Annotated in this window: 10 protein-coding genes; all 10 read right to left on the bottom strand. The window is 71.5% G+C overall.

The genetic code is table 11. The features are described from left to right. Positions 1-2: 2 nt before the first annotated feature. Positions 3-2,663 carry a serine/threonine-protein kinase gene (locus tag OGH68_RS12155; protein ID WP_264243399.1) on the bottom strand — a complete coding sequence of 887 codons (2,661 nt, stop codon included), beginning with the start codon at positions 2,661-2,663 and terminating at the stop codon, positions 3-5. Further along, positions 2,660-4,003, bottom strand: a complete 1,344-nt coding sequence (locus OGH68_RS12150) for a hypothetical protein (RefSeq protein WP_264243397.1) — start codon at positions 4,001-4,003, stop codon at positions 2,660-2,662. The genes OGH68_RS12155 and OGH68_RS12150 overlap by 4 nt, the downstream gene beginning before the upstream one ends. A gap of 60 nt (positions 4,004-4,063) precedes the next feature. Further along, the gene (locus tag OGH68_RS12145; protein WP_413470972.1) at positions 4,064-5,119 is read right to left on the bottom strand and encodes a glutamate ABC transporter substrate-binding protein; all 1,056 of its coding nucleotides are present in this window, start codon (positions 5,117-5,119) and stop codon (positions 4,064-4,066) included. An 11-nt stretch (positions 5,120-5,130) separates the two neighbouring features. Continuing rightward, positions 5,131-6,513 (bottom strand): hypothetical protein, encoded by a 1,383-nt coding sequence (locus tag OGH68_RS12140; protein WP_413470971.1) that lies wholly within the window; start codon positions 6,511-6,513, stop codon positions 5,131-5,133. Positions 6,514-6,836: 323 nt separating this feature from the next. Further along, positions 6,837-7,841: an N-acetylglucosamine kinase gene (locus tag OGH68_RS12135; RefSeq protein WP_264243396.1), complete on the bottom strand. Its 1,005-nt coding sequence runs from the start codon at positions 7,839-7,841 to the stop codon at positions 6,837-6,839. After that, a complete protein-coding gene (locus OGH68_RS12130; RefSeq protein WP_264243395.1) occupies positions 7,832-9,097 on the bottom strand; it encodes a 6-phospho-beta-glucosidase in 1,266 nt (421 codons plus the stop codon). The genes OGH68_RS12135 and OGH68_RS12130 overlap by 10 nt, the downstream gene beginning before the upstream one ends. A 12-nt stretch (positions 9,098-9,109) precedes the next feature. Next, positions 9,110-10,015: a carbohydrate ABC transporter permease gene (locus tag OGH68_RS12125; protein WP_264250037.1), complete on the bottom strand. Its 906-nt coding sequence runs from the start codon at positions 10,013-10,015 to the stop codon at positions 9,110-9,112. A gap of 12 nt (positions 10,016-10,027) precedes the next feature. Beyond that, entirely contained in the window at positions 10,028-10,990 is a 963-nt protein-coding gene (locus tag OGH68_RS12120) for a carbohydrate ABC transporter permease (RefSeq protein ID WP_264243394.1), read from the bottom strand. Next, positions 10,990-12,327, bottom strand: a complete 1,338-nt coding sequence (locus OGH68_RS12115; protein ID WP_264243393.1) for an ABC transporter substrate-binding protein — start codon at positions 12,325-12,327, stop codon at positions 10,990-10,992. Before OGH68_RS12115 ends, OGH68_RS12120 begins: the two co-directional genes overlap by 1 nt. A gap of 196 nt (positions 12,328-12,523) precedes the next feature. Further along, positions 12,524-13,732: an ROK family transcriptional regulator gene (locus OGH68_RS12110; RefSeq protein WP_264243392.1), complete on the bottom strand. Its 1,209-nt coding sequence runs from the start codon at positions 13,730-13,732 to the stop codon at positions 12,524-12,526. Positions 13,733-13,825: the final 93 nt, after the last annotated feature.

Genomic DNA, 13,825 nt, shown 5'->3' with positions numbered 1-13,825 from the left:
AATCACACCCACGTCCGGGGGCGGTAGCGGTTGGCCCGCTCCACCAGCTCTATGCGCTCCTCGCCGCGCTGGGCGAGCCGGGCGAGCACCCGGAAGGAGCGTTCCAGCCCGAAGCGCAGACCGCGTTCGTCCAGCGCGCTCCCGAGCAGTGTGCTCGGGGCGGGCGGAACGGACGGCCCGCTTCCGGGACTTCCGGAGAGTACCCAGTCCAGCGCGGTGCCGAGTACCTCTGTGGACAACTGCTCACGCCGCACCGCGTCGAGACCGAGCTCCTGCAGGGCGGCCACCTGCGCGGCAGCCGCCGTCAGGTCCTCCAGCAGCGGCTCGTCCGCGGCGCGTCGCCGCAGTCTCGCCCTCACGGCGGCCACCCGTGCGGCCGTGTAATGGATCGAGGACTCCGGCACCGACTCCAAAGTCCGTACGGCTCCGGTGCGGTCGCCCGCCGCGAGCTGGACCCGGGCGAGACCGAACGCCGCGCTCACATGGCTCGGGTCGGTCGTCCACACCAGGCGGTAGTAGTCCGCCGCGTTGTCCAGCTGGCCGAGCACCTCCGCGCACAGGCCCAGGGCCAGCTTGGGCACGGGCTCGCCGGGAAACGCGTCGTAGACCGCGTCGAAGGACAGGGCCGCCGCCGCGTGGTCGCCGGTCACCAGAGAGGTGACGCCCCGGTACCAGACCACCCGCCAGTCGTCGGGCTGCTGTGTCTCCATGGTGGCCAGCGCGGTCGTCGCGGCCAGCAGGTCGCCGGTCTCCAGACGGGCGCGCAGTTCGCTCAGCCGGATCTCCGGGGAGCTCGCGGCCGCCGTGTGGAGTGCGCTGATCAGTTCGGCGGGTGCCGCGGCCATCAGCCCGGCCAGAAAGCCCGCGTTCGGGTCGTTCGGGTCGACGCGGGGGAGGGGCAGCGCCAGCGCGCCCGCCCGCGTGTCGAGCACGGCGAGGTACGGGGCGGGCGCGGGGACCGCCGGCGGCGCGACGGGCGCGGACGGCATGACGAGCGCGGACAGCGCGGACGAGGCGGGCGGTGCGACCGGCGCGGACGGTGCGACAGGCGCGGACGGTGTGGGGGCCGGGGACGAACGGGGCGCGGGAACCGACGCGTACGGCGCGGCGGCCGGCGATGTCCCCGGAGCGGCGGCGGACGCACCCCGGGAGGAGCGCCTGCCACTCGCCGCGCTCGCCCGCGTACCGAGCCGGGAGACCTCTCCCGCCTGCTCGGCGAACAGCTCGGTGTCCGTCACTCGCAGCTCCGGTCCGAACAGCGTCGACACGGCCGGGCGCGGGCGGCCCGTATGCATGGCGACGACTTCCCTGAGCACGCCCGTCAGCTGCTCCGCCATCTCCTGCGCGGAGGCGAACCGCCGTCCCGGGTCGGGGTCGGTGGCCCGCACCAGGAACCGGTAGAACGACTCGTACGTCCGCAGCACCTCGATGTTCTCGGGGTCCGGCAGGCAGTCCACGAACACGTTCGTGTAGCCCTGGAAGTCGAACGTCAGCACGGCGAGGGTCCGCGCCACCGTGTAGAGGTCGGAGGCCACGGAGGGACCGGTCTCGGCGACCTCCGGTGCCTGATAGCCGACCGTGCCGTAGATGGCGGACTCGTCGTCGTCCATCCTGCGGACCGCACCCATGTCGATCAGCTTGAGCTGGTCCTGCTGCTGGATGGCGTTGTCGACCTTGAAGTCGCAGTACAGCAGGTTTCTGCTGTGCAGATGCCCGAGCGCCTCCAGTGCCTCGATGCCGTACGCGCAGGCCTGCTCGACGGGGAGCGGGTCGCGGCGCCCGTCCGGGCCGCGCCGCTCGTTGGCGATCTCCTTGAGCGACTTGCCGCCCACGTACTCCATGACGATGTACCCGTCGAGGGAGCCGGTGCGCTGGTCGAGATGCTCGACGAAGTTGTAGATCCGGACGATGTTGGAGTGCTCGATCTCGGCGAGGAACCGCCGCTCGGAGATCGCGGCCGCCATCGCGTCCTGGTCGCCCGTGTCCAGCAGGCCCTTGAGCACCACCCACCGGTCGGAGACCGCCCGGTCCACGGCCAGGTACACCCAGCCCAGACCGCCGTGGGCCAGACAGCCCACCACCTCGTACTGGCCGTGGACGATGTCGCCGCCGTTCAGCTTCGGCACGAACGAGTAGGGGTGGCCGCACTTGGTGCAGAAACCCTCCGTGCGTCCGGGCCGGTCGCCGCGCGCCCGCCCCACGGGAGCCCCGCAGTCCGAGCGCGAGCAGAACCGCTTGCGCTCGGGGACCTCCGGGTTTGCCATGACGGCGGAGCGCGGGTCGGGCCGCGGGACGTCCGGCACGGTCACCAGCCCGGCGCCCAGCCGGTTGCGCGCCGACGACCCCGTCGACGAGCCGGAGCTGCGGACCGAGACCGACCGCGCGGACGTGCTGCTGCCGGTCAGCGACCGCGACAACCGCCCCGACACCGACCGGCGCGACGACGACGAACGTGCGGAGGCCCGGGAGGAGCCTGAACTGCTGCGTGCGGACGAGGAGTCCCGGCCGCCGCCGCCGGCGATGCCGGTGGGCGGTGAGGAGACCATGCCGGTGGGCGACACCACCGGGGCGAGGCCGCAGATGCCGCAGTACAGCTCGCCGCCGCCCATGTCCTCGTACGAGCCCTCACAACCGGGGCGCTGGCAGTTTCTGTTCTCGCTCATGAACCCTCTCCGCGGTCGGTGGGCCCCGGCTCCGGTGCGGCCCGCCCCGGCACCAGGACTTCCGCCGCGGCGTGCTGGTAGCGCAGGACGGCCTGCTCGGCGGCGCGCAGATCGCACGGCGCGCTCCACAGCATCCGGCGCGCCGCGTCGTACCGTTCGATGAGCAGGGGGTCCTCCGCCATGCCGTGCCGTGCGACCTTTGCCTTGTAGGCGTCCAGCCGGCCGCGCAGCTCGGCGCGGACCGCGAGGGGTGCGGTGACGGCCGTCAACGATTCGCGGGCGCGCCGGAGTTCGTCCTCGGCCTCCTCCTCCAGGGACTCGAGCAGCGGCGAGAGCCGGTGCCACTGGGCGTGCCTGCGGTACTCGGCGGCCGTGGCGAGACGCTCGTGCAGCGCGGTCGGCGGGCCGCTGACGGCGGGCACCTCCGACGCGGCGATCTTCGCGAGTACCTCGCCGCGTGCCGTGCGGGCCTCCGTGAGCGTCCGGTCGGCACGGGAGAGCAGGTCGCGCAGCCGTATCAGCCGCTTCTCCGAGTCCTGCCGCACCTGGAGCACCGCCTCGATCTCGCGGCGTACGTCCTCCAGGGCGCGCGCCGCCCGGTCGTAGCGGTCCGTGTCCGGCCGGCCGCCGCCGGGCGCGGAACTCCCCGGCCCCGGCCGCCAGAACGCGAGCGGGTCCGAGATCACCTGCTCGCGCAGCGTGGACAGCTCGTGGGTGATGGACTCCAGCTCGTCGCCGGAGGGGTGCTCCCCGGGCCGCACGCCCACGGAGTGCGCGAGCGAGCGGGTGCGCCGCAGTTCGGCGGAGAGCAGGTCGATGCGGGCGGGAAGCGCCGACCACACCGCGTCGGCGGCCACCACCATGTCGAGGGACGACGCGTAAAGATCGTTCATCCGGGCGACGAGTTCCTCGAGGGTGAACTCCTCTGCCAGCTTTGCCGGTCCGGCGGTCCGCGACGCGGGGTCGGCGGCCGGGCTCGCCACGGTGACGCTGCGGCCGCGCAGCCGCTCGGTCAGCTCGGCCAGGTCCTCGCGGCTGGACCAGCGCCTACGGGCGCGGAGCTCGCGGATCCCGGTCAACGCGGCGGTGTAGGCGTCGAAGTAGAACCAAAGCAGGGTGATCTGCTGGTCCGCGGTGGCCCAGCGGTCCTTGGTCACACCGGTCAGCTCGGCGCCCTCGAGCAGCCTGCGGCCCGCGTGGTCCTGGAGCGCCAGCAGCGAGGTCTCCACCGCTTCGTGCTCGGCGCCGAGCCGTGCCAGCGCACGGTCCACCTCGTCCCGGTCCATCACCGGCCCGTGCGGTCTCCCCGCCGAGCCGGGGAAGGGTCCCGCGACGCCCATCGATCACCTCTCCGTTCCACTCGTTCTGCATGTCATCCGGTCGGTACGGTGCCTGGCTGCCTAATGGGTCCGGTACTTGGGCTGCGGAGGCCCGGTTATGCCCGGCAGATCCGCGGCGAGCCACGTGTCGTACGCCTTCTTCCAGGGGCCCTTGCGGTAGTCCACCAGAACCTGGTTGATCCGGCGCACCAGGTCGTCGTTGCCGAGTTTGGTGGCCACGCCGTAGTACTCGGTGGTGAAGGGCTTGTCGCCCTTGAGCTCCACCGCCGGGTCCTGGGCGGCCTGTCCGGCGGCCAGGGCGTTGTCGGTGACGATCGCGTCGACCAGTCCCTGCTGGAGCCTGACCAGGCAGTCCAGCTGGTTGGGCACCGTGTACAGGTCCTCGTCCTCGGGCCGGCCGTCGTGCTTGTCCCTGAACGTCGCGCCGAAGCTGTTCTTCTCCAGCGCCTCGTACGCCGTCGAGCCCTCCGCCGAGCAGATCCGCCTGCCCGTGAGCGACTTGTCGTACCCGGTGATCGGCGAGCTCTTCGGGGCCAGCACCTGCTGGCCCGCCTGGAAGTACGCCGTGGAGTAGGCGACCTGCTCGATACGGCTGCAGCTGATCGTCATCGTGCGCACCACGATGTCGACCGTGCCGTTCTCCAGGGCGGGGATGCGCTGGTTGGTGGGTATGGCACGGAAGATGACGGCGTCCCGGCTGCCGACGATCTCCTCGGCGATGGCACGGGCGAGATCGATGTCGAAGCCCTCGAGGCCCCCGCTGACCGGGTCGCGGTAGCCCCAGCGGTAGCTGTTCTGGTCGACACCGACGATCAGCTTGCCCCGCTCCTTGATGGCGTCGATGGTGGGCCCGTCGGCGCCCGACGGGGTGAGCGACGCCTCGGGGTCCTCGCAGCTGTCGGCCTTGGCGGACACGGCCGAGGTGACGGCCTGGCCGGGGCTGCCCTCGGTCAGGGCGTTCGCGCCGCCGTGGGACAGCGGCAACAGTGTCACGGCGGCGGTCAGCGCACAGGCGGCGGCCATTCCGGCGACGCCGCCCCAGCCGCGCAGGCCGCGCGGAGCGCGCAGGCCGAGCCGGGTGCGCCTGTCGCTCGGAGGTGCCTTCGTGTCCGTCATCGTTCCCCCTCTCACCGGTACTCCGACAGCCTGCGGTTGATCCCCAGCACGGCGCCCGCCGCGCCGAGCACGCCCAGTACGACGGCCCCGACCGGCAGCCCGGTCAGCGCCCCGCGGCCGTCCTTCGCCGCCGCGGTGAACTCTCGCTGCTCGTGCGCCAGCGCCTTCTTCAGAGCGGCGTCGACCTTGTCGAAGGACTCGCCGGTGGATCCCTCGGCGCCGATGACCTTGCGGACCACGCCGTCGTAGTCGCCGGCCCGGTCGGTCCTGGCGACGTCCTTGTGCCGCTCCTGCCACTCGGCGACGGCCGCGATCGCGGCCTTGACCGGCTCGCGGCCCTCGCCGTCGTCGGCGAGCAACTCCGCCCGGTGCAGTTGCTCACCGAGCTGCTTCATGCCCGTGGTGTAGTCCGTCTCGTACTTGTCGCTCTTGCCGTCGTTGGTGAGAACCGCGCCGCGGGCCACCACGGTCAGGTTCTCGTTGGCCCGGGCCTTGAGGGAGTTGATCCGGGCGTCACCCAGGACCTTGAGGGACTGCTGGCCGTGCAGATCGGCGTCGTTCAACTGGGCGCGGGCCACCGTGTGCCCCACCGCGAGCCAGAGCAGCAGGACCGTGGAGGCCGCGGTGGCCGCCACCAGGCCGGGATTGAGGACGCGGTTCGTGCTGCGGTAGTTGCGCCGCTGCGCCCACACCAGGGCTCCGATCGCCACCACGCCGGCGGCCAACGAGAGGACGGGCCAGAACCGGGCGTCGTCGTCGTCCTGCTCGAGCCGCGCCGTCTCCGCGTCGTACAGCTTCTGGGCGGCGGGCAGCAGCTCCCTGGACATCTGGTCGTTGGCGAACCGGAGATAGGCGCCGCCCAGCGGCCGGCCGAGCCGGTTGTTGGCCCTGGCGGTCTCGATCAGTCCCGTGTAGTACGGCAGGGCCTCGTTCAGCAGGGCTATCTGTCGGCCGGAATCACTCGAACCGTCGGTGTTCGTCGCCGCCTTGACGAGCAGTCGGGACGCCAGGGCGATGTCGCCGTCGTACCTCTGTGCCACACCGGGCGGCTCCTCGATGCCGGCCAGAAAGCCACTGGACGCCGCCGTGTCCGCGTCGGCGAGCGAGCGGTAGATGGAGGCGGCGTCGGCGCTCAGCGGCTGACTGCGGCTCACCACGTCGTCCGCGGCGTCCGCGCGGGCGGAGATCTCGAAGGCCGTCACCGCGCCGAGCGCCACCACCAGCGCCGCGAGGACGGCACCGATGATCCGCAGCCGCCCGGGCTCCGTCGTCGCCGCGGCGAGCAGCCGCCGACGGCCCTCGGCCCAGGCGCCACGCGCCGCGGGCGGCTGGGCCGGCGGCTGCGCGGGCGGCGCCGGCTGAGGCGCTGTGCGCACATTCGTCGGGTGTGTCACGTGACCTCCCCCTTGGTCGCTGACGTCGGCCCGCCCCCGGCGGGTCCTGGTACTGCTCCCGGCCAGAAGTATGGCCGCAGGGGACTGTCTCACACCACAATTGACGCGATCTTGCTACTGGTCCGCGAACGCCGGACGTCGCCCTCTTCGCAACTTCCCCACTGTGTCCCCACCATGAATACGCTTCCCGGCCTTGATCGGTTCCCTCCCACCACGCCGGGGTGACGCCCGCACGCCACGTACACGGGCCACGACCGGGCAACGGCACGGCGCCGCCCGCGCCCGGGAGGGCACAGGCGGGCGCCGTCCCGCAGCGCGCACCCTCACGCGTAGTGCTCCCGCAGCGCCGCCCCCGCCTCCGACGGAGCCCCGATACGGTCCAATCCCAGCAGCGCCGCCCCCAGCACCGGCGCTGCCGTCACCACCTCGACGACCGCCTTCGGCGCCCGGAGGGCAAGCAGTTCGCGGATGCGCCCGTCCAACTGGCGATGGCGGGCGGCCAGCACACTGCCTCCGAGCAGCACCGGCACCTCCTCGTCGAGGAGTCCGAGGCGCTCGAGCGCGACGGTCGCCATCGCCACGACCTCCTCCGCCTGCCGGTGCACCAGCGACCGGGCCACCGGGTCGCCCGCCGCGCTCGTCGCGAAGAGCACCGGCGCCAGCTCGTGCCGCCGTGCCGCCGCGATGCGACCGAGGTGCAGTGCCTCGATCAGCGCGTACATCGAGTCGAGACCGAAGTGTCCGGGCAGGGCGGCGGCCAGTGCCGTCGGTTCCCCGCGACCGTCCTCGGCCCGTGCCGCATGCCACAGGGCCTCGTCCGCGAGGCCCCCGCCGCCGCCCCAGTCCCCGGAGATCCTGCCGAGTGCGGGGAAGCGGGCGGTGCGGCCGTCGGGCAGCATGCCGACGCAGTTGATGCCCGCCCCGCACACGACGGCCACGCCCCGGGGCTCGTCCACCCCGGCCCGCAGTATCGCGAAGGTGTCGTTGCGCACCTGGGTGGTGCGTCCCCAGCCCAGTTCGTGCAGGGCGGCGGTCAACTGCCGCTCCTCCACGGGCAGGTCGGCGTTGGCGAGACACGCGGAGACGTGCTCGACCACACCGGTGATCCCGCCTTTGGTCCTGGCCTCCTCGACCGTGGCGGCGAGGGTGTCGACCGCCGCCGTGACACCGGTCTTCGGCGGCTGGAAGCCGGGCCCCCGGCTCGAGGCGAGCACGGAGCCGTCGGCGCCGACGAAGGCCACGTCGGTCTTGCTGTTCCCCGCATCGATGGCGAGCACGGCCGCACGGGCCCCCGCGCGGTCTACCCCGGAGGACTCGGTCACGCCCACGCGAGGTGCTCCCGGTTGTGCGCGATCAGCCGGTCGGTGAGCTTCTCGGCGTACTCGTACTGCCCGACCAGCGGATGTGACAGCAGCGCCCGGAAGACCCGTTCGCGCCCGCCGCGCAGTGCGGCCTCCAGTGCCAGGTCCTCGTAGGCCGTCACGTTCGCGATCAGCCCCGCGTACAGCGGGTCGGGTCCGCCCACCGGCAGGGGTGCCGTTCCCTTGGTGCCGACGGCGGCCTGCACCTCGATGACGGCGTCGTCCGGCAGGAAGGAGAGCGTGCCGTTGTTGTACGTGTTCACCACCTGGTACGGGGAGCCGGCACCGCTCAGCATCGAGGCGGCGAGGTCCACGGCCGCCTCCGAGTAGAAGGCGCCTCCCCGTTTGGCGAGCAGCTCCGGCTTCTCGTCGAGCTGCGGGTCGCCGTACATCTCCAGCAGCCGCTTCTCCATCTCCGCGACCTCGGCGGCCCGGGACGGCTTGGTCCGCAGTTCCCGTACGACCTCGTCGTGGCCGTAGAAGTACCGCAGGTAGTACGAGGGGACGACGCCGAGACGCTCGATCAGCTCCCGCGGCATGCGCAGATCGCCGGCGACGGCGTCACCGTGCTCGGCGAGCAGCCGCGGCAGGACGTCCTCGCCCTCCGGGCCGCCGAGCCGGACGGCGGTCTCCCAGGTGAGGTGGTTGAGCCCGACATGGTCCAGATGGACCTCGGACGGCACCACGTCCAGCAGACGGGCGAACTTCCGCTGGAAGCCGATGGCGACGTTGCACAGCCCGACGGCCTTGTACCCGGCCTGCAGCAGCGCACGGGTGACGATGCCCACCGGGTTGGTGAAGTCGATGATCCACGCGTCCGGGTTGGTGCGGCGTACCCGCTCCGCGATGTCGAGGACGACCGGCACGGTTCGCAGCGCCTTGGCGAGACCGCCCGCCCCGGTGGTCTCCTGGCCGACGCAGCCGCACTCCAGCGGCCAGGTCTCGTCCTGCTCTCGGGCGGCCTGCCCGCCCACGCGCAGCTGCAGCAGGACGGCGTCGGCCCCCGCGACGCCGGAGTCGACGTCCGACGTGGTGACGATCTTCCCCGGGTGGCCCTGCTTGGCGAAGATCCGCCGGGCGAGGCCGCCGACCAGCTCCAGCCGGCCGGCCGCGGGGTCGACGAGGACGAGTTCCTCGATCGGCAGGGTGTCGCGCATCCGCGCGAAACCATCGATGAGTTCGGGGGTGTAGGTGGAACCGCCCCCCACGACAGCGAGCTTCATGAACTGGCCTTTCTAGCCCTTCACTCCGGTCAGTGTGACGCCTTCGATGAAGGCCTTTTGCGCGAAGAAGAAGACCACGATCACCGGAGCCATGATCATCACCGTGGCGGCCATGGTCAGGTTCCAGTCGGTCTGATGCGCGCCCTTGAAGGACTCCAGGCCGTAGCTCAGCGTCCAGGCGGCCGGGTTCTCCGAGGCGTAGATCTGTGGGCCGAAGTAGTCGTTCCAGCAGTAGAAGAAGTGGAAGAGGGCCACGGCCGCGATGGCCGGCCTGGCCATCGGCAGCACGATCCGCACCATCGTGCGGAACTCTCCGCAGCCGTCGATCCTTGCCGCCTCCGTGTACTCCTTGGGGACGGTCAGCAGGAACTGGCGCAGCAGGAAGATCGTGAACGCGTTGCCGAAGGCGAACGGGATGATCAGCGGCCACAGCGTGCCCGCGAGATCCAGCTGCTTCGCCCAGAAGAGGTACATCGGTACGATGACGACCTGCGGCGGCAGCATCATCGTCGCGATGACGAGCATCATCGCCAGATTCCGGCCGCGGAAGCGGAACTTGGCCAGCGCGTACGCCACCGGGATGCTGGAGCCGACGGCGAGGACGGTGCCCAGCCCCGCGTAGAGCAGGGTGTTGCGCCACCAGGTCAGGAACCCGGGTGTGTTCCACACGGTGGCGAAGTTGCCCCATTCCCAGGTGTGCGGCCACAGGTCCCGCGTGAGGGCCTGGTCGTCGCTCATCACCGCCGTCAGGAACACGAAGACGAACGGCAGCAGGAAGAACAGCGCGGCGGCGATCGCCAGCGAGTGGACCGCGATCCACTCCAGGGCAGCACGCCGCCGTGCCGCCCGCCGCGCTCCGGTGCTCCGGCCGGAGGCGGCCGCCGTGCGGGCGGCGGCCGGGGCCGGGGTCGGTGTCATGGTGCTCATCGTTCAGTCCTCCGTGGACATGAAGCCGGAGCGCCGCCGCATCAGGAACGCCGTGAACGCCATGGCCAGTGCGAACAGCACCAGGGCCACCACACAGGCCGCGCCGGTGTCGAAGCGCTGGAAGCCGAGGTTGTAGACGGTCTGCGGGACGGTGAGCGTCGTCCTGTCCGGGTAACCGGGCTCGAACTGCTGCCCCGAGCCGCCGATCACCCCGCTCGCGACCTTCGCCGCCACCAGTGGCTCCGTGTAGTACTGCATCGTCGCGATCACCCCTGTGACCACTGCGAAGAGCACGATGGGCGAGATGTTCGGCAGCGTGACGTAACGGAAGCGCTGCCACGCCCGGGCGCCGTCCAGCTCCGCCGCCTCGTACTGCTCCTTCGGTACGTCCAGCAGCGCGGCCATGAAGATCACCATCAGGTCGCCGATGCCCCACAGGGCCAGGATCGTCAGGGACGGCTTGGACCAGGCCGGGTCGGTGAACCAGCCGGGGGCCGGCAGTCCGATCCCCTCCAGGATCGTGTTCGCCGGTCCCGTACCGGGGTTGAGCAGGAAGACGAACGACATGGTGGCGGCGACGGGCGGGGCCAGGTACGGCAGGTAGAACAGCGTCCGGAAGACCCCGGCCCCCGTCTTGACCTTCGTGATCAGCAGCCCGATGCCGAGGCCGAACAGGACCCGCAGCGACACCATGACGGCGACCAGCCACAGGGTGTTGCGCAGCGCCGGCCAGAAGAAGGGGTAGTCGCCCAAGACGTACGACCAGTTCTTCAGGCCCACCCACGTCGGCGGGGCGAACCCGTCGTACTTCATGAAGGAGAAGTAGACGGTCGAGACGAGCGGGTAGACGAAGAAGACCGCGAAGCCGATCAGCCAGGGGGAGAGGAAGCCGAGCGTCCGCAGCGCCGACCTGCGGTGCTTGGACCGCAGCGCGCGGCCGGCCGGGTGGAGGGCGGTGGCGGCCATCAGCGGGCCTGCTCGTTGTCCTTGTCGACCTGGGCGTCGGTCTTCCGCAGGCCGGCGTCGAGGTCCTTCTCACGGCCTGCCTCGTAGCGCACGCCGAGGTCCTGCGCGGTCAGCAGGAACGCCCCGCCGTTGACCGACGACGGGGCGTGGGCGCTCTTCGGGTGCTGCGCGATGTCCACGAACGTGCGGTACAGCGGGTCGTCGTTCAGCTTCGGCGACTTCAGCGCCGCCACGGTGGACGGGACGTTGTGGATGGCGTTGGCGAACGAGACGACCGCGTCGGTGTCGGTGGAGAGGTACTTCACCAGCTCCCAGGCCGCGTTCTGCTTCTTGCTGACGCCCGCGATACCGAGGATCGTGCCGGACAGGTAGCCCTTGCCGTAGTCGGCGGCCTGGTCGTCGGGGACCGGGAACGGCGCCGCACCGATCTCGAAGTCCAGGCCGGCGTCCTTGGCCATCTTGCCGCGCCACTCGCCGTCGAGCTGCATGGCGACCTGGCCGGTGTGGAAGGGGTGCTTGGGGCCCCACTCGTCGCCGAGGCCGGTGCGGAACTTCTCCAGCTTCTCGTAGCCGCCGAGCTTGTCGGCCAGGTTCTTCTGCCAGGTGAACAGGGCCTTCGCGGCGGGGTCCTTCGCCAGGGCGGACCTGCCCCGGTCGTCGAAGTACCGGACGCCGAACTGCGCGGCGTAGTGTTCGAAGGTCGTCTCGTAGCCCCGGAAGTTGGGCATGAAGCCGAGCTGTTCGTAGCTGCCGCCCTTGGCCTCGGTGAGTTTCTCGGCGACCTTGTCGAACTCGGACAGCGTCTTCGGCGGCGCGGTGATCCCGGCCTCCTCGAAGGCCTTCTTGTTGTAGTAGAGGCCGTACGCGTCGCCCAGCAGCGGCACCGCGCACCGCTTGCCTTCGTGCTCGGTGTACTCGGCCATCCGCGGCAGGAAGGTCTTGGCCGGGTCGATCCCCGACTTCGCCAGGAACGGCTTCAGGTCGGCGAGCGCGCCCGTGGTGCAGAACCGGCCCACGTTGTCGGTGGAGAAGGAGGAGACCACGTCCGGCGCGTTCGAACCGCCGGCCCGCAGCGCCTGGTTGAGCTTGTCGTCCGTGATGCCCTTGACGACCTTGACCTTGATGTTCGGGTGCTTCTTCTCGAACGACGCGATGTTCGTCTCGATCGCCTCGACCTCGCCGGGCGCGGACCAGCCGTGCCAGAAGGTGAGCGTGGTCCGCGCGTTCGGATCGTCCGTGGCGCCGCTGTCGGCGGCTCCCGTGCAGGCCGTGGCAAGAAGCGATATCGCGGTGGTCGCGGCCAGCGCGACACCCGCGGTCCGGTTGTTCCTGGGCATGACGATGTCTCCCTGTGACAAGGACGGGTCGGGGGAAGGGGAGAAACAGGGTGCGTTGCGGGGGAGGTGGGATGCGGTGCGGCGGCCGGGTGGGGAGCCGGTGCGCCGGCACATCGAGCGGGTGGCGGTGTGCCAGCGAGCGGTGGCGGTGTGCCGGCACGCCGAGCGGTGGCGGTGTGCCGGTGAGGCCGTCGGTTCAGCGGGAGGTGTCGAAGACCTCGTCGCGGGTGGTGGCCAGTGCGTTCTCCAGCGCGCCGCGCAGCACCGGCTGCCGGCGTACGGACCCGAGCACGAGGCGCGGCCGGGGCGCGGCCAGCTCGGCCAGCTCCGACTGGACGCGCGCCCGCAGCGGCTCGCCGCCCGCGGCGATGGCCTCGCCGGACAGCACGACCAGTTCCGGGTCGAGCACGGCGACCATGGAGGCCAGACCGGTCGCGAGCCCGGTCGCGTACACGTCGAGCAGCTGCCCGTACGCCCCGGAGTCGGTCTCCGCGGCCCTGGCCACCAGCGCGGTCGCGACCTCGGCGTGGGCGCCGCTGCCCATGTCCTCGGGGGCGAGGCCGAGGTCGCGGGCGAGCCGGGGCAGTGCCTGGGCGCCTGCCAGTTCCTGGAAGCCGCCGCTGTTCGCCTTGGTCACCTGGCGCACCAGCGGGGCACCGGGTACGGGCAGGAAGCCGACCTCACCGGCACCGCCGGTGAAACCGCGGTGGAGCCTGCCGTTGATGACGACAGCGGCGCCGAGCCCTTCCTCGTTCCACAGCAGGACGAAGTTCTCGTGGCCCTGAGCGGCTCCGAGACGCTGCTCGGCGACGGCGGCGAGGTTGACGTCGTTCTCGTACTCGACGGGCATCGGCAGGGCGGCCGCCAGTTCGTCGAGCAGGGTGGGGGAGTGCCAGCCGGGCAGATGGGACGCGTACCGCAGACGTCCGGTGGACGGGTCGAAGGCGCCCGGAGTGCCGATGACGAGACGGTGGACGTCCGCGCGGGTCAGACCCGCGGCCTTGACCACCCCGTCGAGCGCGTCGGTCACCTGCCGTACGACGCTGTCGGCGCGCCGCCCCGGGGTGGGCAGCTCGAACTCTCCGACGGTCGCGCCGGCGATGTCGGCGACGGCGGCGCGGATGCGCTCGGGGGTGACGTCCAGGCCCGCGGCGTGGGCCACGCTGCCGTTGACCGCGTACAGCTGGGCGCTGGGGCCCGGCCGGCCTTCCGTGGTGCCCGTCACGACGACGAGACCCGCCGCCTCCAGCCTGGCCAGCAGCTGGGAGGCGGTCGGTTTGGACAGGCCGGTCAGCTTGCCGATCCTGGTCCGGGAGAGCGGGCCGTGCTCCAGCAGCAGATCGAGCGCGGCACGGTCGTTCATGGCGCGCAGTACGCGCGGGGTACCGGGCGTGGTTCCGGCCACGACGGTTGCACCTGCCTCTCGGATCGGCCACTCGAACTGCACTGTTAGGAAAGTTTCCTATTCTCCCGGAACGAAAGTAAGCCGCACGCCGGG

The organism is Streptomyces peucetius (genome assembly GCF_025854275.1).
Lineage (GTDB): Bacteria > Actinomycetota > Actinomycetes > Streptomycetales > Streptomycetaceae > Streptomyces > Streptomyces peucetius_A.
The sequence above is the reverse complement of the archived record's forward strand: the minus strand, read 5'-3'. Positions and strand labels throughout refer to the sequence as shown.